The organism is Pedobacter insulae (genome assembly GCF_900113525.1).
In the GTDB taxonomy this organism is placed as follows: domain Bacteria; phylum Bacteroidota; class Bacteroidia; order Sphingobacteriales; family Sphingobacteriaceae; genus Pedobacter; species Pedobacter insulae.
Genome location: NZ_FOPP01000003.1, coordinates 286,172 through 305,575, shown reverse-complemented (window position 1 = coordinate 305,575; position 19,404 = coordinate 286,172). Strand labels below are relative to the sequence as shown.

Genomic DNA, 19,404 nt, shown 5'->3' with positions numbered 1-19,404 from the left:
ATATGTTTGACGTTAAGGCACTTTTAGAGAGAACAAAAGGAGATCGCTGGATTTGGTTGATCATCATTATATTATCTATGATTTCTATCATGGCCGTCTATAGTGCAACCGGAATTTTGGCCTATAAAAGTGGTAAAACCGTTGAGTGGTTGTGGCTTACGAAACATGGTATTTTTGTGCTTTTGGGAATTGGAATGATTTATATCTCGCATTTGCTCGATTATAAGTATTATGCTGGAGTGTCTAAGATATTGATGATCATCACCATTCCCTTATTAATATATACCTTGATTTTTGGAGCAAATTTGAATGAAGCCTCTCGCTGGGTTAAAATACCTGTGATTGGCCTAACTTTCCAAACTTCGGATTTAGCCAAGCTAGCATTGATTACATTTTTAGCAAGGATGCTAACCAAAAAGCAGGAAAATATTAAAGATGTAAAGAACTCATTCTTGCCAATTATGGGATCTGTGGTAATCGTATTTGGCTTAATCGCTAAAGCAAATATGTCGACCGGCCTCATGCTGTTTGGGGTAAGTATTTTATTGCTCATAGTTGGGCGCGTAAGTATTAAACAAATTGCGATTGTTTGTGTTGGAGGTATAGTAATGATGTTTGTGCTCTTTTTAACGGTTGAAAGAGCTGGTACATGGCGCTCTCGGATAGATACGTTTATGCATCCCGAAAGGCAAAATTCTGATAAGACCTACCAGGCAGACCATGCAAAAATTGCATTGGCAACGGGAGGCTTGTTTGGAAAAGGTCCTGGAAATAGTACGGAAAGAAATTACCTGCCACACCCATATTCTGATTTTATTTTTGCCATAATAATTGAGGAATATGGAACCGTGGGCGGACTGGTTATCGTGGTTTTATATCTGGTTTTATTATATCGATGCGTGAGGATCGTGACCCGGAGCCCGAAAGCATTTGGGGCGTTGCTGGCAGCGGGCTTGAGTTTTAGTTTAACTATTCAAGCTTTCGCCCATATGGCGGTTGCAGTTGGGTTGGGTCCGGTAACGGGAGTTCCATTGCCATTGGTGAGTATGGGTGGAACATCTATGATTTTTACCAGTATAGCATTTGGAATTATTTTGAGTGTGAGCAGAGATGTAGAAGAACATAGTACAAAAAAAGACAAAGTGATTGTTGGTGAAATACCGGCAATGGCTTAGGAGAGATTTTCGTCATTACGAGGAAGTATGACGAAGCAATAAAACAAAAAAACAAGATGAATAATTTCCCAAAAATTATCATATCAGGTGGTGGCACAGGCGGGCATATATTTCCCGCCATTGCTATCGCCAATGCCCTAAAAAGATTAGTTCCTAATTGTGAACTATTGTTTGTTGGGGCCGAAGGCAGAATGGAGATGGAAAAGGTTCCGGCTGCCGGATATAGAATTGTGGGTTTAAATATTAGTGGATTACAAAGAGGATCGATCCTTAAAAATTTGGGGCTACCATTTAAGGTGCTCTCAAGCGTTAGAAAGGCCATGAAGCTGATTGAAGATTTTAAACCAAATGTAGTAGTAGGAGTAGGAGGTTATGCTTCCGGACCGTTGCTATATGCTGCGTCTTTAAAAGGAATCCCTTATTTAATCCAAGAGCAAAATTCGTATGCAGGGATTACAAATAAGTGGCTGGGAAAAAAGGCGGCGAAAATATGCGTTGCTTTTGATGACATGGATCAGTTTTTTCCTGCCAAAGCTATTCTTAAAACAGGCAATCCAGTAAGAAAGGATGTTGTAGCTATACAGGATAAACATCATCAGGGCGCCGAACTGCTAAGCGTAGATCCGCTTAAGAAAACGATTTTAGTTACTGGCGGAAGCCTGGGTGCCGGTACTTTAAATAAAAGTGTCGAGAAACATATACAGAGATTTATTGATGAAGATGTCCAGGTAATATGGCAAACAGGTAAATTTTATTATAAAGGAATTACGGAACGCTTGGGTGTGAATTTTCATCCTAGTGTTCGCATCCTCGAGTTCTTGAATAGAATGGACCTGGCCTATGCTGCGGCAGATTTAATTATCTCAAGAGCTGGAGCAGGCACCATTGCAGAGCTTTGCCTGATCAAAAAACCAGTCATTTTGGTTCCGTCTCCAAATGTAGCCGAAGATCATCAAACAAAAAATGCAATGGCTTTGGTGAAAAATGATGCAGCGGTACTGATCAATGATCGCATTGCTGAAGATACGTTGGTTTTAGAGGCATTGAAACTATTAAAAGAAACTGCCCGCTGTAAAACCTTAAGTGAGAATATTGGTAAAATGGCATTAAAAGATGCCGATATTATGATAGCAGAAGAAGTATTAAAATTGGTTAAAAATTAAATTAAAAGTAGCAAGTTAAAAGTAGAAAGAGCAAAGAACATGGAACTAGAAGCAAGAAACGAGAAGCAAAGAAAGGATGGTAACCTGCCTTTTCGCTCTCTGCGAAACTCTCTGCGCTCTTTGCGTTTAAAAAGAAAAGTAAATGGAATTAAGTAAAATAAACAGAGTGTATTTTGTAGGTATTGGTGGTATCGGCATGAGTGCGCTTGCCCGTTATTTTGCTAAGCGCGGATGTGTAGTTTGTGGTTATGATAAAACACGAACCAATTTAACGATTGCGCTAGAGAACGAAGGTGTTTTAATCTCTTATCTGGATGATGAATCGGTGGTTCCGGTTTCTTTTATGGAGCATCATGAGGATAGCCTCGTTGTTTATACACCCGCAATTCCAAAGAATTCTCAAATCTTAAATCATTTCAAGAACAATGGTTTTAGTTTGAAAAAGCGTTCAGAAGTTTTAGGTATTATTAGTAAAGGTATGTTTTGCATTGCGGTGGCGGGCACGCATGGTAAAACAACCACTTCATCAATGGTGGCACATATATTAACCGATACGGGTTTTGGCTGTACGGCATTTTTAGGTGGCATTACAAGTAATTATAATTCAAATGTACTATTTGGAAAAAACAACGTGGTGGTTGTAGAAGCAGATGAGTACGATCGTTCTTTTTTAACACTTCATCCAGATATTGCAGTAATTACCTCCATGGATGCAGATCATTTAGATATTTATGGCGACGAGTTTCATTTACATGAGTCATTTCATCTTTTTGCTGATCAACTAAAGGAAAACGGTAAGTTGTTTATTAAAGAAGGATTGCCAATCTACGGGATTACTTATAGTGCGACTTCGGATTCGCAGATCAACGCGAAAAATATTCGCGTTGAAAATGGAAATTTTGTTTTCGATTTCGAAGATGGTTTTACAAGTATTAAAGAGCTAAACTTGGCCATGCCAGGCAAACATAATGTAGAAAATGCAGTTGCAGCAATAGGTGTAGCGTTGAGCTTAGGTATACGCGCAAAAAGTATAAAAAAGGCGGTTGCAAGTTTCAAAGGTGTAAAAAGAAGGTTTGAGAAAGTGGTAAATAATGATGAACATATTTATATAGATGATTATGCGCATCATCCGGAAGAGTTAAGTGCCTGTTTTGATGCCGTTAGACAATTACACCCAAATAAAAAGATGACGGTTATATTTCAACCCCACCTTTTTACCAGGACAAGAGATTTCGCAGATCAGTTTGCTAAAGTGCTGAGCACTGCTGATGAACTAATTTTATTAGACATTTATCCTGCAAGAGAGTTGCCTATTGAGGGTGTGAGCTCAGAATTATTGAGAAATCAGATGAGTTTAAAAGACGTGACTTTATGTGGAAAAGATTCGGTGTTGGAATTGATAAAAAATAAAAACCCTGAGCTACTTTTAACAGTTGGTGCAGGAGATATTGATACCTTGGTTGAACCTTTAAAAAATCTTTTGAATAATGCTTAGGCGTATAAATTGGAAAGCGATAGCTAAAGGGTTTGCTTGGGCGGTTTGTTTAAGCGGAGTAGTGGTGTTGCTTAGTTTTATCGGAGTTAAAAAACAGGAGTTAAAATGCACAAACGTAAAAATTCTAATCCCAGGTGTCGATAACTTTATCGAAAGAGAAGAAATTGATGCTATTTTAAAACAAAGTCAAGGAGAATTGGTGGGGAGAAAATTAGCAAATATCAATATACATGAGATAGAAAAAACGATCCAGGCAAATCCCTATATAGCCTTTGCAAAGGTTTATGCTGATATGGATGGGGTAATACAAATTCAGATCAAACAGAGACAGCCTGTTTTAAGGATAATCAATGCTGGCGGACAAAATTATTATATAGATAGAGAGGGACTGAAAATGCCATTATCTCCAAATTTTACTGCCAATGTTTTAGTGGCTACCGGAAATATTTTAGAAGGTTTTGGGGGAAGGGTAGACACTTTGATTACACCATTGCTTGCCGATTTGTATAAGACCGCCTTATTTATGAAACAAGATAGTTTATGGGATGCACAGTTTGAGCAGATTTATGTAAATCATAAAAAGGATATGGAATTGATTCCAAGAGTAGGTAAACAGCGGATTATTTTAGGTAATGCTGATTCGCTAATAACTAAAATGGATAATTTGCTTGCTTTTTATAAACAAGCGATGCCAGAAGTTGGATGGAATGCGTATAAGACTATTAATATTAAATATGTGAATCAGATTGTTTGTGAAAAAAACAGAATTGATTCAGCCGCAGTAAAAAGACCTGTTCTGCAATCAGATAGTGCCACTGTTGCGAAACAATTAGTGGCTTCAGCCGTAAAGAATATAATTGAAGAAGAAATTAAAAAGGAAAGCGAAAAAGTAGCCGCAAAAGAAACGAAAGCAGGGAGTATAGTGCGAGATCCCTCACTCTACAGATCGCCTAATAAATCTGCCCCTGAAAAGACAAAAGCTGGGGCAGCAACAAAAGAAAAAACAGATACCAAGAAAAGCAATAAATAAACGCAACAAAAGAATAAAGTTATGGGCAAAGAAAAATCTACCATTCAATCTCCAATTGTAGTAGGATTAGACATCGGTACTACAAAGATTTGTGTTATTGTTGGGCGCAGAACACAACATGATAAAATCGAAGTATTAGGTATTGGAAAAGCAGAATCAGCAGGGGTAACCCGTGGAGTAGTTTCTAATATTCAAAAGACAGTTCAGGGTATTGCATCAGCTGTTGAATTAGCGAGCGCACAATCTAATGTAGAAATCCGCGTGGTGAATGTAGGAATTGCAGGCCAGCACATTAAAAGCTTGCAACATCGTGGAATTTTGACGAGAAGGGAGCTTAATAATGAGATCAGTAAAAAAGATATCGACAAGTTAGTGGACGATATGTTTAAACTGGTAATGCCCCCTGGAGAAGAGATTATCCATGTATTGCCCCAAGAGTTCACAATAGATAATGAGCCTGGGATTAAGGATCCGATTGGTATGGCAGGTGTTCGTTTAGAAGCAAATTTCCACATTATTTCTGGTCAGGTTACTGCAGTTAAAAATATTATGCGCTGTGTAACCAATGCAGGTTTACAAACTCAGGAGCTTATTTTAGAGCCCTTGGCCTCTTCTGAATCGGTATTGAGTGATGAAGAAAAAGAAGCGGGCGTTTGTTTAGTAGATATTGGTGGTGGTACAACCGACATTGCGATTTTTCACGAAGGAATTATTCGCCATACCGCCGTTATTCCGTTTGGAGGAAATAGTGTTACAGAAGATATTAGAGAAGGGTGTTCAGTGATGCGCAATCAGGCAGAGCTATTAAAAACCCGCTTTGGTTCTGCGTTAGCTGAAGAAAACAAAGAGAATGAAATTATCTGTGTGCCCGGACTTCGTGGTAGAGAGCCTAAAGAAATATCAGTAAAGAACTTAGCGTATGTAATCCAGGCCCGTATGGAAGAGATAGTTGAGCATGTTTACTATGAGATTAAATCTTCAGGTTATGAAAAAAAATTGATAGGAGGCGTAGTAATTACCGGTGGCGGAGCGTTATTAAAACACTTGAACCAGTTAGTGGAGTATGTAACAGGATTAGATTGTAGAGTAGGTTATCCGAATGAGCATTTGTCTAAATATGAAGATATGCCTAAAACAATCTACGACGATCTAAAAAGCCCAATGTACGCTACTAGCGTTGGTTTATTGATTAAAGGAATTCAAAAGGCTGAAGAGTTGTTAGAAGAGATGAAACAACCGGGTGTTTTTGTAGAAAGCCCATCTGCAGCAAAAGAAAAAGTAAAAAGAGGCGGGTTGTTTGATAAACTGTTAAAGAAAACGACAGATTTTATCAAAGATGATATGAATGTTAGCGATGAAGATTATATTAAGCCATAGTTTTTTTCCACAAAACATGATTTTTCCACATTATTAACACTTGTGGAAAACGCCTGTTAAAAAAGTGTTAATATTACATCTAGAGATGAACAGCAAATACAATTTTTAAACCACTGATTCATAACAATATGAAGTTCGAAATGTTAAAAGATAAGTCGTCAATCATCAAGGTTATTGGTGTTGGAGGCGGTGGAGGTAATGCGGTAAACCATATGTACCGTCAAGGAATTACAGGTGTAGACTTTATTATTTGTAATACCGACGCACAGGCACTTGAGTTTAGCCCTATCCCAAATAAGGTTCAGCTGGGTTCTAGCTTAACCGAAGGAATGGGTGCAGGTTCAATTCCAGAAGTAGGTAAAAATTCAGCGATAGAAAACATCGATGACATTAAAGCGATGTTGGGGAGCACCACAAAAATGCTTTTCATCACGGCTGGAATGGGCGGTGGTACAGGTACAGGAGCGAGCCCGATTATTGCAAAAGCAGCTAAGGAAATGGATATCTTAACGGTAGCCATTATCACTACTCCTTTTGCTTTTGAAGGCAAACGCCGTAAAATGCAGGCCGACGATGGTTTGGATGAACTTAAGAAATATGTTGATTCTTATCTTGTAATTTCTAACGATAGGTTAAGAGAGATTTTTGGAAACTTAACTTTAGGTTCTGCATTTGCGCAAGCAGATGATATTTTAACCACAGCCGCTAAAGGCATTGCCGAAATTATTACTGTGCCTGGATACATTAACGTGGATTTTAAAGATGTACGCACGGTAATGAAAGAGAGCGGTGTATCTATTATGGGTAGTTATGCAGCTGAAGGAGAAAACCGGGCTTTAGCAGCGGTTGAGGGTGCCTTAGCGTCTCCTTTGTTAAAAGATAATGAAATTGAAGGAGCCAGATACATCTTATTGAACATTAGTTCTGGGTTACGAGAAGTAACCATGGATGAGGTTACTATTATCACAGATTTTATCCAAGATAAAGCAGGTTTGTCGGCAGACTTAATATGGGGTAACTGTATTGACGAGAGTTTAGAGGAAAAGCTATCGGTAACGATTATTGCGACAGGCTTCCAAACTACCGAACAAAGAGCAAAAGATAAAGAGAATGTTAAAAAGATCTCACTTTTAACACCTGACGAAGCTCCGTTGGTTAGACCAATTGAACCGGTAAATTCGTTCATAGAAACAAAACCTGAGCCAGTTAATACGGAACCAGTATTGAAAGTTCAGGAGGAGCCTAAACAATCGGATTTATTCGGCGATTTGTTTAATTTAAACCGACCTAGCCAACAGGTGGAAGAGCCTGAGAATTTTACAATTGTACATCAGTTGGCCCCTGAAGAAGCTCCTCTTGCAGAAGAAAGACAAGAAGCGGGTTTTGAATTCGAGGTAAAGGTTTCTGAAACTGACTTTGTATTCGAAACTCCGGTAGCCCAGTTTAGTTTTGAAGAAGATATTCCTGCGCCGCCAGTTGATGAAGTCGCAGAAGTTGGAGCTGATGATGATAAAAATGATGATTCAATTGAAGACCAATTAAGGAAATCGAAAGAGCGTATTTTAAGGCTGAAAGATTTAAGCATGAAGTTGCGAACTACAAATGGTTTGCAAGAGCTGGAAAATGAGCCTGCCTATAAGCGTAAGCAGATGCAACTGCAGCAAATTCAACACTCATCTGAATCACAAGTATCAAGGTTTACCTTAAGTAATGACGAAGAGGGGGCAACTGAAATAAGGCCAAATAATTCATTTTTACATGATAATGTTGATTAATACGATTAAATAACTAAACTAAGCCTTGATAATGAAAATTGTTAAGGCTTTTTTGTGGAGTCCATTCCTTGATAAATACCTATTTTAACCGTAAATTTGCGCACATAAAAGTTACATTAAACATATATAACATTGGATATTTTCGAAAAAGTAGCAAAACGAATGGGGCCATTGGGAGAACATTATAAATGGTCTCACGGATATTTCTCTTTTCCAAGATTAGAAGGGGAGATTGCACCACATATGAATTTTAGAGGTAAAGAGCATTTGGTGTGGAGCTTGAATAACTATTTAGGTTTGGCAAATCACCCTGAAGTAAGAAAGGCAGACGAACAAGGAGCCGCAGATTTTGGTATGGCTTACCCGATGGGGGCACGTATGATGTCTGGAAACTCTAAATACCATGAACAATTGGAGCAGGAATTGGCAGCCTTTGTTGGTAAAGAAGATGCATTCGTTTTAAATTATGGTTATCAAGGAATGGTATCTATTATCGATGCCTTGGTAGACAGAAATGATGTTGTGGTATATGATGGTGAGTCTCATGCTTGTATAGTTGATGGATTGCGCTTACATATGGGGAAACGTTTTGTATATAAGCATAATAATATTGAAGACTGCAAAAAGCAACTTGAAAGAGCAACTAAATTGGTTGCACAAACGGGTGGTGGCATTCTAGTTATAACTGAGGGTGTTTTCGGTATGTCTGGTGCGCAGGGTAAACTGAAGGAAATTATCGATTTGAAAAAAGAATTTAATTTCAGGATTCTTATTGACGATGCACATGGATTTGGTACTATGGGTCCAACAGGAGCAGGTACACACGAAGCGCAAAATTGTATCGAAGGAATTGATGTTTATTTCGGAACATTTGCTAAATCAATGGCGGGTATCGGGGGTTTCGTTGCTTCGACTGAACAATTAACCAACTATTTTAGATATAATCTCCGTTCTCAAACTTATGCAAAGGCCTTGCCCATGCCAATGGTAATTGGTTTGCTAAAACGTCTGGAACTATTAAAAAATAATCCAGAACTAAGAGAGAAACTTTGGCTAATTGCAACTACCTTACAAAAAGGGTTACGTGAGCGTGGTTTCGATTTAGGTATTACCGACACCGTAGTTACTCCGGTTTTCTTAAAAGGTGAGCTTTTAGAAGCAACTGCGATAACGATGGATTTACGGGAAAATTATGGTATTTTCTGCTCTATAGTGGTATACCCCGTTATTCCTAAAGGAATGATTGAGTTGAGATTAATCCCAACAGCAGCGCATTCATTAGAAGATGTACAAAGAACGTTGGATGCCTTTAGTGAAGTTGCTGAAAAATTAAAAAATGGTAACTATAAAGAAGCTAAAGTCCCTGTTACTTAAAAAACCATAAAAAATGCCCTTGGCGTATGCTGAAGGGCGTTTTTATTTAAGATATGGAGTCAATGCATTGAAAATCAGCCTTTAAAGCTGGTTTTTTTGGTATGTACTTGTTTATAAACCTCTTAAATGTGGAAAAAAACAGCTATTTGAGCTATTTTTTATTGTTGGAAAAGTTTTTTTATTAAAATAAACATCTTACTTTAGTATAGAGTATTAATCAAAACCTTAAAAAAAAACTAAAAGGAGTAATTTAAAAATGAAAAAATTTAACGAAGTAAAGGCACTAGTTGCAGCTTTAGAAGCTGATGCAGACAAATTCTATAACAAGGCTAACAGCGCAGCTGGGACACGCGTACGTAAAGGTATGCAAGATCTTAAAAACTTAGCTCAAAGCATTCGTTTAGAAGTTCAAGAAACTAAAAACAAAGGATAATTTATACCTTGTTTAAACAAAAAAAGCGCCCTTAACCAAGGCGCTTTTTTTATAAGCTATAGTTGCTATTAATTTAGTTGCTCTGATCATCAATTGTTGCATCTGGAGCATTATTTTTTACAGAAGTTATACCATTTTCTCGAGATGCTTCACTCTCATACATTTCACTTGTTCCGATGATTTGTCCATTTGCTGCCTTCAAGTTAAAATAAGCTTTACCATTCGCAGAAGTTTTTCTCTCAAAGCGATTGTCGTCCTTAGAATTGGTCTTAACAGATTCAATTCCATTTTCACAACTTGATTTTGATGAATATCCTTCACTTGCTAAAATTGTTTGCCCGTTGTTGGCCTTAAGATTAAACTGAAATTCTCCGTTTTTTCTTTTGGTAATTAAGAATTTTCCCATTGTTCTATTTTTTTTATGAAACTTAATTAAATGTACGGAAATTTCTTGTGAACGTTATGTTAATACAAATGACGTTCAAATTGAGCTGCTAAGCTTTTATTTAATCCAGTCGATGCTTTAACCAATGGTAAACGAACAACATCATCACAAACCCCTAATTGTTTTAATGTAGCTTTAACACCTGCGGGATTTCCTTCGGAAAACATCAGGCGCGTAATTTCTAATAAACTTAAGTGCGCCGGCAATGCAGCCGCAAAGTCTCCTTTTAAGCATAACCTAATCATATCTGATAGCATGCGAGGCAAAGCATTCCCAACTACAGAAATTACACCAACGGCACCAATGCTTATCATCGGTAAAGCAATCGGATCATCGCCAGAAATCAATAAGAAATCCGCCGGCTTGTCTCTCATGATTTGATTAAATTGCTCAAAACTACCTGAAGCTTCTTTGGTGCCGATAATGTTCTTGAAATCATGGGCTAATCTGCAGGTTGTCTCGGAACTCATATTACTGCCGGTTCTGCCTGGTACATTATATAAAAGTATAGGAAGCTCACTAAGCTCGCTCAAATATTTGTAATGTTGGTATATGCCTTCCTGTGTAGGTTTACTATAATAAGGACTTACAGATAAGATAGCACTGTATTGATTGTTTTCGAAACTCTTAATGGCATCACCAATTACCTGGCTATCATTGCCACCTATACCCGCTACCAGGGGTAAGCGGCCATTGTTAATTTCAGCAGTAAATTCCCACACCTTCTTCTTCTCATCCTTGCTCAATGTAGCTGTTTCGCCTGTTGTACCTAGGGATACAAGGTAATCTATACCTCCATCAACCAAGTGATTGATCAAAGCTTTCAAGCCCTGATAGTCCACTGTTCCGTCTGTGTTAAATGGTGTAACTAATGCCACACCCGTACCATGAAATTTATTCATTATTTTATATTAGTGTCAAGTAATTTGATGATCGGCAAAAGTAAATATTTTAAGCGAATATCCCTTAAAGCTAACCAATCATTTCTATCAGCTCTTCTTCGCTAAGCAAGGGAATGTTGAGTTTGGTGGCCTTTTCTAGCTTAGATGGCCCCATGTTTGCTCCCGCCACTAAAAAATCTAGCTTTGCGGAAATGCTGCTTAAAATTTTACCTCCGTTTTGTTCTATAAGCTCTTTTAACTCTTCTCTACTGTATTTTTCAAAAACACCAGAAATCACAAAGGTTTTCTCCGCTAGTTTATCGCTCAGCGAGATAATCTCAGTCTCTATTATTTCAAATTTCAAGCCTTTAGCCTTTAAAAGCTCAATTTGCCTTAAATGTTCGGGTTTTGAGAAGTATTCGCGAATGCTTTCTGCAATACGGACTCCGATTTCATCAATGGCAGTTAATTCCTCCAGACTTGCTTTAGCTAAGTTATCAATGTTTTTAACGCCTCTCGCTAATTTCTTTGCAACAGTTTCCCCAACATATCGGATGCCTAATCCAAACAGCACTTTTTCAAAAGGCATTTGCTTTGAATCTTCAATGCCTTTCAGCATGTTCTCGATCGATTTTTCACCGAAACGTTCAATTTTTTTCAGTTCATCAGCTTTGTCATGTAAAAAATATAAATCACTTATGTGACTAACTAATCCCCGCTGGTAAAAGGCTTCTATGGTTTCATCTCCGAGGCCATCGATATTCATTGCTTTTCGCCCGATGAAATGTTGTATTTTACCCACAATTTGCGGTGCACAGCCTTCGTCATTCGGACAATAGAAAGCAACTTCTCCCTCTTTTCGGATTAATGTTGTGGCGCATATCGGACAAGCGGTAATGTATTTAATAGGAATAGGATTTGCGGATCTTAGTGCTTCATTAACACGTATAATTTTGGGAATAATCTCTCCGCCTTTTTCTACGAAAACGGTGTCATTTTCACATAGGCCTAGGCGCGCAATTTCGTCAGCATTGTGCAAAGTTGCTCGTTTAACCGTTGTGCCGGCTAATAAAACAGGTTTTAGGTTAGCTACAGGAGTAACAGCCCCGGTTCTGCCCACCTGATAGGTTACCTTTTCTAAAATAGTTTGAACTTCAGCGGCTTTGTATTTGTAGGAAATTGCCCAACGTGGCGATTTAGCGGTAAAACCTAGTTCATGTTGTTGGGCGTAATTGTTTACTTTAATAACAATGCCATCAATATCATAGCCCAATTTAAAGCGATTTTCTTCCCAGTAGGCAATAAAAGAAAACACATCTTCTATATCACTACTTAGCCTGGTATGCTCACATACATTAAAACCCCATTTTTTTACAGTTTGTAAACTCTCCCAGTGAGTTTTAAACAACTTTTTTTCGCTGTATAAGGCATATAAGAAGCAATCTAAGGGGCGTTTTGCAACTTCCTTAGAGTCTTGCATTTTAACTGTCCCAGCGGCGAAATTGCGTGGATTAGCATAAGCAATTTCTCCCAATTCCTCTCTTTCTTTATTCAATCGCTCAAAGGCAGCTCTATGCATAAAAACTTCCCCCCTAATTTCAAACAAGGCGGGTATTTCCTTTCCTTTTAACTGATGGGGAATGGTGTGTATTGTTTTAATATTGCTAGTCACATCATCGCCCTGTGAACCGTCGCCGCGGGTTACTGCGCTAATTAACTTGCCATTTTCGTAAGTTAAACTAATCGACAAACCATCAAATTTAAGCTCACAAACATATTCAAAATCATTTCCAATTGCTTTTTTAACGCGCTCATCAAAATCCCGCAAATCTTGCTCATTATAGGTATTGCCTAAAGAAAGCATTGGCCACTTATGCTTTACCGTGATAAAGTTTTTAGTAATGTCGCCACCAACTTTTTGTGTTGGAGAATTAGGGTCTGCCAATTCAGGATATTCCTTTTCCAACCCAGCTAACTTCTCGAGTTTCTGATCAAATTCATAATCGGCAATGGTTGGCATTGCTAAAACGTAGTAATTATACGTATGCTCGTTCAGTTCTTTAACTAAAGCGTCAATCTGCTCTTTTACCTTTAAATTGGACATGAAACAAAGATAATTATTCGTGTAATGTTAATGAAGTTTAAGGCCTATTTCATCAAAAATTTCTAAATAATCTTTCTCAAGTATTACTTTATAAATTTCTAACCTTTCAGTTAAAAGCAAAATGGTATCCTCTGCAAATGGATGAGTCCACAGTCGCATACAGATGCGCTGTAAAGCGTAACTGATATTTTCCAATTTTTGATAACTTAATAAATATCGGCTGGATTTAAAACTAGTTAAGAACTTAAAAAAATGATCGGTTTCAGCAGCGTCACATCTGGTTAAAAATAAAGCTAATTTTGAATCATCTACGTTATTTAGATGGTCATAAAATGAATTAATTTCAATTTTTCTATTGATAACGAGTAAATGATCTAATAGCAGTTCGACACCAATATGGGCTAAAAATGATGGGCGCACCGGACTATCTTTCAATATAGGCAAGATATTTTGCTTTAATTGAGCTGTGTGATGATTGAAGAAATCTGAAGAATGGAATAAAACATCAACTTCGAGATGCCGTTTCCATCCTTTTAAAATGGATTTTAATGAATTATCGGCAACGAAAAGTTCTTCTTTTTTTTGCGGATAAAAATTCCAGTCTTTATGTGCATTTTTTACAAGATCTGGCAATACGGTTCCAATAACCATGTTGGAGTCGGGGTTTGCTCGTTCAAAGTAATAATGAGAAAGAAAGTTCATGTTGTGAAGCTAAAAGATAAAAGCTAAAAGACCAAAGCTTAATCGAGTTAAAGATCAAAATTTTACCTTTTTTAACAATTTCTTTATTTACCTGTGTATTTACTTTGAGCTTTCTCCTTCTTTGAGCTTAAACTGCTATATTTGCGGCTTAAAGGAGTAAAAAGATGAAAAATTTTGTAGAAGAATTACGTTGGAGAGGAATGTTGCATGATATCATGCCCAACACGGAAGAAAAGTTAAACTCGGGAATGACATCGGGATACATTGGCTTTGATCCAACAGCTGATTCTTTACATATAGGTCACCTTACGCAAATTATGACTTTAATTCATTTCCAAAATGCAGGGCATAAGCCTTTTGCGTTGATTGGTGGTGCTACAGGTATGGTGGGCGATCCCTCTGGGAAATCTGATGAGCGAAACCTACAAACCGAAGAAATGGTTGCGCATAACCTGGAGGGAATGAAAAAGCAGCTCGCTAAATTCCTGACATTTGATGATGCAGGGAACGGTGCCGTGATGGTTAACAATGCCGATTGGTTTAAGAACATGAGCTTTTTAGACTTTATTCGTGATGTTGGTAAACACCTTACCGTAAATTATATGATGGCAAAGGATAGTGTGAAGAAACGTTTAGAGGGTGATACGGGGATGTCATTTACAGAGTTTAGTTACCAGTTGGTACAGGGTTACGATTTCTATTACTTATGGAAACACTATAATTGCGTAGTTCAAATGGGGGGATCAGATCAATGGGGAAACATTGTTACAGGTACTGAACTGATTAGACGAAAAGATGCAGGAACCGCTTATGCCATTACCACACAGTTGATTAAAAAAACCGATGGTACTAAGTTTGGTAAAACAGAAAGTGGTGCGATTTGGCTTAATGCAGATAGAACTTCTCCCTATAAATTTTATCAGTTTTGGCTCAATGCATCTGATGATGATGTAAAAAAATGGATCAGGATTTTTACTTTAAAAAACCAAGCTGAGATAGAAAATTTAGAGAAAGAGCATGATGCAGCACCGCATCTTCGTATTCTGCAAAAAGCTTTAGCTGAAGATATTACCGTAAGAACGCACTCTGCTGAAGCACTTGAAACCGCTATTAAAACCTCAGAATTTTTGTTTGGAAATGGCGCATTATCGTTTTTACAAACTTTGGATTCAAAAGCTGTATTGGAGATTTTCGAAGGCGTGCCCCAGTATAATATTTCAAAAACGGAACTCAAAGAAGGAATTGACATTGCTTCACTTTTGGCAGAAAAAACTGCGGTTTTCCCATCTAAAGGAGAAGTTAAGAAAACAATACAAGGAGGTGGCTTAAGTATAAATAAAGCTAAAGTAAGCGAGATGATGGCTACGTATTCAAACAGTGATTTGATTAATGACCAGTTTATCGTTGTTCAAAAAGGTAAGAAAAACTACTTTCTTTTGATCGCTGAATAGGAAGATTATTGAACTAGTAAATTACATCCCCTAATATCGGCATTGTCAAATCTGCCGAGCACTTCGAAACTACCATTAGGATGTATCTTACCTAAGTCTTGTGTCGCAATAAAGGAACAGGAGTTAATATTAGCTAAATCGATCACGTTTATCCCCCCAGTTTTTTTTGAGGCTACTAGCGTAAGTGGGTCGTAGGTGTCGCGTAGTAAAATTTTCATCCAGGGGGGGCAATTAAACACTCCCTCACCAGAAGAATAGGCTTGCGAAAGTAGCTCCGTCATTCCATATTCACTATGGATTTTTGTTACACCAAAGCCATCACAGAGCAACTGATGTAGTTCTTCCCGAACGAGTTCTTTGCGCTTGCCTTTCATTCCGCCGGTTTCCATAACAATTAAATCGGGGAAATCAAGTTTGAATTGCTCCACGAAATCCAATAATGCGTAAGTAACCCCAATTAAAATTGTTTTAGTGCCATTTGCCTTTAATGAATTTAAAGTCTGGCAGAGCGTCGCTAAATCATGTAAAAAATATCCGCTTTGAGGATGCTTACTTTGACTTAAAAGTGAATCAACCATATATATAAGCGATGACCCTTTACGCTCTAAATAGGAAGGAAGAAGCGCCAACAAACAAGTGTCTTGGATAGAGCCATAAAATAGCTCAAATGCTAAGTTAAAACTCTGCTCGTAAATTTTAACGTCAGCTACCAAATGCTTACTCTGTGTTTGCCCGGTGGTGCCGGAACTACTAAAAGTAATTGCTGCCGTCTGACCAAGACTGAGAACGTCATGACTTTTAAAAAAGCTGATTGGTAAAAAAGGGATTTGAAGATAGGAAGTAATTTCAGTCGGAATAATACCGAGGTGATGTATAAAGTCCCGGTAAACTTGGCAGTTTTTAGCTTGGTAATAGAAAATACTTAATGCCGCTTGCTCAAACGCTCGATCGTCTTTTATGGAAAAAAAGGGCTCAGGATTAATATTCACTGAGCAAAAGTACAAAGAATTATAATTTAAGTATTGGTTTTTTTAGCGATAACCGCCTTTCTAAAGTGGTAGCCGCAAATACCACTAATAGCTGCAGCAATACCCCCTAATAACGCGGTAATAAGTAATACGATATACCATAGCTTCACGCCAACCATTTCGGCTACCCGAGTAGCCAGCACATTGTTGTTTGGTAAGCTTTTGAAGAGCGCCATGCCGAGCCATAACACGAAAACCGCTAAAAATGGGTTCCAGAAAGAAATCTTAGCAGTTTTTCCGATTAAGCCACAGGTAGCGAAAGATAAAATGATAATTACCCACCATGGTAAAATCATTTGTAGCACGAAAGAAGCGATCAAAATGACTAAAAAGACCATAATTATTTTTTTGAGATTTTTAAACGTGAAATTATTTTACCGGATTTATCGTCTTCTGACTGCATAAAAAATAAATCATATAACTTTCCCTGAGCCCATGTATCAACCATGTTATCATAAAATGGACTCCCAGGATTACCGGATTGTCCACCTGGATAAACACCATGGCCTTTAGGCGTCTTGCCAAGTTCAACAACCATCCGCCATGAAGGACCATTCGCTTCGCTCATCGCATTTACGGTGCTTTTGCCCCCTCCGATATTTAAGGTTTTCGTTCCAAAACCAGGTATTTTGGCCAAATGCGGCACATTAGTGTTTTTAACATTTCCCCATTCCCAGTTTTTACCAATCGGACCGTATTTTCTCTCCAAACTATCGCAGGTAAACTTAAATGCCTCGTTCACGAGGTCTCTTAATGTTTCCTTTTCTTTAGTTTTTACATTATCAAACCAAGTAGAATTGGGCTCATTTTGAATTAATTCTATACTTCTATCCCTTGATGGGTATCGCATTGGAATATTTTTAATATTAAACTCATCATCCCAGATATTGTAAAAAAGTCTTTTTGTCCATAAGTCGAAAATACTTGCTGCGATTTCTTTAGCTTCGAAATATTTATTCCACTTGGCGCTCAAGTTAAAAGCTTCCTTTTGAGTTGCGTTTAACTGAGCCTGGTTAACTAAGGATAGGATTGTTGGCAACAGGTTTTGTGCAGTAATACTATAGGAGTCCATCTGCAAATTTCGCATACTATCAACATTTGCTTTGTTCATTACTGTTAAGCGGTCATTAATTCGTTTACCTCTTTCATATGGTGAAAATTCCCAATTGATATAGTAAGGGTAGTTTGGATCTGTAGAGGATTGATTAGCTGAGCTCACAAAGTTGCGCGAAGGGTTTTTTACAGTAGGATTTTGGGATGCGGGAATCCAACCTTGCCAATCATTTGCTGGATTGGAACCATCTAGTACAAATTTACCTTGATTTTTCCACTTTATGGGGAATTTACCATTGGGTGTGATGGCAATATCATTTTTATTGCTGGCAAAAATAAAGTTTTGCGCCGGAGCAGTGTAATAGGTTAGCGCCTTTCGATAATCATGATAGTTTTTTCCTCTATTTAAGATATAAAAGGTCATCAGCTCATTGGATTTATCATGAGCTATCCAGCGCAAAGCACTACCAATGGGTACATTACTGGCCTTACCATAGGATGGTTTTTGAAAATATACTACTGGTCCCTGATGCGTGTAATAAACAGTGTCTATAAGCGTTTTTGCTCCTCTGATCTGAATTTTTTCTAAACGTTTACGAGTTTTCTTCCACGCATTGTCATACCAGTACTGATCGTGGGTTTGATCTTTAAACTTAATTTGATAAAAGTCTAATACATCCGCCGCCACATTCGTAACTCCCCAGGCAATGTCTTTGTTAAAACCTATTGTTACGCCTGGTGCGCCTGGGAGTGAAACGCCATAGGTATTAAGACCGGGGGCGTGGAGTTGAATTTGATACCAAATAGAGGGTAGTGATAAATCGAGATGTGGATCATTTGCCAACAGGGGAAAACCAGAGGCCGTTTTGGCACCCGAAAGTGCCCAATTATTACTCCCGATTCCCTCTATTTTTTCTTTTGTTCGCACCGTACTCCCCATTATTTCTGTAACGAGTTTAGGTACATCGGGAATAGATAATGGTTTAAAATCCCATTTTGTACCAACAGGGATGATAGGGTCTTCTTTAAACGGGTAGTCTGGAAAGAGATCTTTCGTAACTTCAGGGCCAAACTTCTTTAAAATATTGGTCATATAGAACTCGTCAGATCCCATTGCCAATACGGCCGACATCTGCTTCAGTAACAAAGCGCACTTAATCGGGGTCCAGTCTTCAGGTTTAAAATCAAGTATTTTGTATTCAATAGGGTAATTTGCCCTCGATAGCGAATGAATATACGCATTGATGCCTGCAGTATAGGCCAAGATCATCTCTTTAGATTTTGGGTCTTCCATCATGCCTTTTAACGAATTTTCTGCACCGTAAACCATGCCCATTCTACGCTGATAGCGATCAACCTCAATAGCTTTTTCTCCAACAATTTCAGAGATTCGTCCGGCAGCGAAACGAGTTTGAAAATCCATTTGCCATAACCTGTGCATGGCAGTAACGTAACCCTGAGCATAATATACATCGTGATCATTTTGTGCGAACACATGGGGGATCATGCGATCGTCGAATACAATATTTATTTCTGCTTTGGCCCCTTTCAGTGCAATCTTGTGTTTGGTAGTTTGTCTATTGCCCTCCGCATTTTGCCAAAAACCGGTAAATGGATTTAGAAATTTTAAAAGCGGAGGAGTACTGCCAAATTTGGTATTGAGTGTGTAGGCTAATAAAATAGGTATGAGTACGCATATAAAGGCTTTAACTCTATTCATCAGTTTTTAGGTTACTTGGTTAACGTATTGCATTTCGCTAGTCATACAATCTGCAATTTAGTATAAATTAAATTCTAAGTATTAAAAATATAAATATAACTACATGAAACCAATATGTGTGCTCCAAAGAAATAAGATTTTGTAAAATAAATTTAATGCAGAATAGAATTTGTTTGTATCAAATTTTGTATTTAAGTT

At 37.9% G+C, this 19,404-nt stretch carries 16 protein-coding genes; 9 read left to right on the top strand and 7 right to left on the bottom strand.

The features are described from left to right. Positions 1 to 2: 2 nt before the first annotated feature. The 8 genes from BM207_RS06545 (at position 3) to BM207_RS06510 (ending at position 9,822) form a co-directional block, all read left to right on the top strand. Positions 3 to 1,175 carry an FtsW/RodA/SpoVE family cell cycle protein gene (locus BM207_RS06545; RefSeq protein ID WP_090992770.1) on the top strand — a complete coding sequence of 391 codons (1,173 nt, stop codon included), beginning with the start codon at positions 3 to 5 and terminating at the stop codon, positions 1,173 to 1,175. Positions 1,176 to 1,231: 56 nt separating this feature from the next. Further along, complete coding sequence (gene murG, locus BM207_RS06540; protein ID WP_090992769.1) at positions 1,232 to 2,338, top strand: undecaprenyldiphospho-muramoylpentapeptide beta-N-acetylglucosaminyltransferase; 1,107 nt, start codon at positions 1,232 to 1,234, stop codon at positions 2,336 to 2,338. 142 nt (positions 2,339 to 2,480) lie between these two features. Further along, complete coding sequence (gene murC / locus BM207_RS06535; RefSeq protein WP_090992768.1) at positions 2,481 to 3,833, top strand: UDP-N-acetylmuramate--L-alanine ligase; 1,353 nt, start codon at positions 2,481 to 2,483, stop codon at positions 3,831 to 3,833. Continuing rightward, positions 3,826 to 4,863 carry a cell division protein FtsQ/DivIB gene (locus BM207_RS06530; protein ID WP_177217071.1) on the top strand — a complete coding sequence of 346 codons (1,038 nt, stop codon included), beginning with the start codon at positions 3,826 to 3,828 and terminating at the stop codon, positions 4,861 to 4,863. Before murC ends, BM207_RS06530 begins: the two co-directional genes overlap by 8 nt. 21 nt (positions 4,864 to 4,884) lie before the next feature. After that, a complete protein-coding gene (gene ftsA, locus BM207_RS06525) occupies positions 4,885 to 6,240 on the top strand; it encodes a cell division protein FtsA (RefSeq protein ID WP_090992767.1) in 1,356 nt (451 codons plus the stop codon). A gap of 128 nt (positions 6,241 to 6,368) precedes the next feature. Beyond that, positions 6,369 to 8,015, top strand: coding sequence for a cell division protein FtsZ (ftsZ, locus tag BM207_RS06520; protein WP_090992766.1), 1,647 nt, complete (start codon positions 6,369 to 6,371; stop codon positions 8,013 to 8,015). 132 nt (positions 8,016 to 8,147) lie between these two features. Beyond that, complete coding sequence (locus BM207_RS06515; RefSeq protein WP_090992765.1) at positions 8,148 to 9,389, top strand: aminotransferase class I/II-fold pyridoxal phosphate-dependent enzyme; 1,242 nt, start codon at positions 8,148 to 8,150, stop codon at positions 9,387 to 9,389. 256 nt (positions 9,390 to 9,645) lie between these two features. Next, positions 9,646 to 9,822 carry a histone H1 gene (locus BM207_RS06510; RefSeq protein ID WP_090992764.1) on the top strand — a complete coding sequence of 59 codons (177 nt, stop codon included), beginning with the start codon at positions 9,646 to 9,648 and terminating at the stop codon, positions 9,820 to 9,822. Positions 9,823 to 9,895: 73 nt separating this feature from the next. Here the strand turns inward: BM207_RS06510 and BM207_RS06505 are convergent, their stop codons facing one another. The 4 genes from BM207_RS06505 to BM207_RS06490 form a co-directional block, all read right to left on the bottom strand. Beyond that, positions 9,896 to 10,228 (bottom strand): YegP family protein, encoded by a 333-nt coding sequence (locus BM207_RS06505; RefSeq protein WP_090992763.1) that lies wholly within the window; start codon positions 10,226 to 10,228, stop codon positions 9,896 to 9,898. Between the two features lie 59 nt (positions 10,229 to 10,287). Continuing rightward, positions 10,288 to 11,169: a 4-hydroxy-tetrahydrodipicolinate synthase gene (dapA, locus tag BM207_RS06500; RefSeq protein ID WP_090992762.1), complete on the bottom strand. Its 882-nt coding sequence runs from the start codon at positions 11,167 to 11,169 to the stop codon at positions 10,288 to 10,290. 70 nt (positions 11,170 to 11,239) lie between these two features. Beyond that, positions 11,240 to 13,252, bottom strand: coding sequence for an NAD-dependent DNA ligase LigA (ligA, locus tag BM207_RS06495; protein ID WP_090992761.1), 2,013 nt, complete (start codon positions 13,250 to 13,252; stop codon positions 11,240 to 11,242). Between the two features lie 27 nt (positions 13,253 to 13,279). Beyond that, positions 13,280 to 13,954, bottom strand: coding sequence for an ACP phosphodiesterase (locus tag BM207_RS06490; RefSeq protein WP_090992760.1), 675 nt, complete (start codon positions 13,952 to 13,954; stop codon positions 13,280 to 13,282). Positions 13,955 to 14,118: 164 nt separating this feature from the next. Between BM207_RS06490 and tyrS the strand changes: the two genes are divergently transcribed. Next, entirely contained in the window at positions 14,119 to 15,405 is a 1,287-nt protein-coding gene (tyrS, locus tag BM207_RS06485) for a tyrosine--tRNA ligase (protein ID WP_090992759.1), read from the top strand. A 5-nt stretch (positions 15,406 to 15,410) separates the two neighbouring features. Here the strand turns inward: tyrS and BM207_RS06480 are convergent, their stop codons facing one another. From BM207_RS06480 to BM207_RS06470, 3 genes are read right to left on the bottom strand one after another with little or no spacing between them, the layout of a single operon-like run. Beyond that, positions 15,411 to 16,394, bottom strand: a complete 984-nt coding sequence (locus tag BM207_RS06480) for a LuxE/PaaK family acyltransferase (RefSeq protein WP_394332965.1) — start codon at positions 16,392 to 16,394, stop codon at positions 15,411 to 15,413. Positions 16,395 to 16,420: 26 nt separating this feature from the next. Next, positions 16,421 to 16,771 (bottom strand): hypothetical protein, encoded by a 351-nt coding sequence (locus BM207_RS06475; RefSeq protein ID WP_090992758.1) that lies wholly within the window; start codon positions 16,769 to 16,771, stop codon positions 16,421 to 16,423. Positions 16,772 to 16,773: 2 nt separating this feature from the next. After that, a complete protein-coding gene (locus BM207_RS06470; protein ID WP_090992757.1) occupies positions 16,774 to 19,206 on the bottom strand; it encodes a penicillin acylase family protein in 2,433 nt (810 codons plus the stop codon). Between the last annotated feature and the right edge of the window lie 198 nt (positions 19,207 to 19,404).

Coding starts and splice junctions, on each gene's coding strand:
- BM207_RS06505 (WP_090992763.1), bottom strand. CDS start 10,228: ATGGGAAAATTCTTAATTACCAAAAGAAAAAACGGAGAATTTCAGTTT.
- BM207_RS06510 (WP_090992764.1), top strand. CDS start 9,646: ATGAAAAAATTTAACGAAGTAAAGGCACTAGTTGCAGCTTTAGAAGCT.
- murC (WP_090992768.1), top strand. CDS start 2,481: ATGGAATTAAGTAAAATAAACAGAGTGTATTTTGTAGGTATTGGTGGT.
- BM207_RS06470 (WP_090992757.1), bottom strand. CDS start 19,206: ATGAATAGAGTTAAAGCCTTTATATGCGTACTCATACCTATTTTATTA.
- dapA (WP_090992762.1), bottom strand. CDS start 11,169: ATGAATAAATTTCATGGTACGGGTGTGGCATTAGTTACACCATTTAAC.
- tyrS (WP_090992759.1), top strand. CDS start 14,119: ATGAAAAATTTTGTAGAAGAATTACGTTGGAGAGGAATGTTGCATGAT.
- murG (WP_090992769.1), top strand. CDS start 1,232: ATGAATAATTTCCCAAAAATTATCATATCAGGTGGTGGCACAGGCGGG.
- BM207_RS06545 (WP_090992770.1), top strand. CDS start 3: ATGTTTGACGTTAAGGCACTTTTAGAGAGAACAAAAGGAGATCGCTGG.
- BM207_RS06530 (WP_177217071.1), top strand. CDS start 3,826: ATGCTTAGGCGTATAAATTGGAAAGCGATAGCTAAAGGGTTTGCTTGG.
- ftsA (WP_090992767.1), top strand. CDS start 4,885: ATGGGCAAAGAAAAATCTACCATTCAATCTCCAATTGTAGTAGGATTA.
- BM207_RS06475 (WP_090992758.1), bottom strand. CDS start 16,771: ATGGTCTTTTTAGTCATTTTGATCGCTTCTTTCGTGCTACAAATGATT.
- ligA (WP_090992761.1), bottom strand. CDS start 13,252: ATGTCCAATTTAAAGGTAAAAGAGCAGATTGACGCTTTAGTTAAAGAA.
- ftsZ (WP_090992766.1), top strand. CDS start 6,369: ATGAAGTTCGAAATGTTAAAAGATAAGTCGTCAATCATCAAGGTTATT.
- BM207_RS06490 (WP_090992760.1), bottom strand. CDS start 13,954: ATGAACTTTCTTTCTCATTATTACTTTGAACGAGCAAACCCCGACTCC.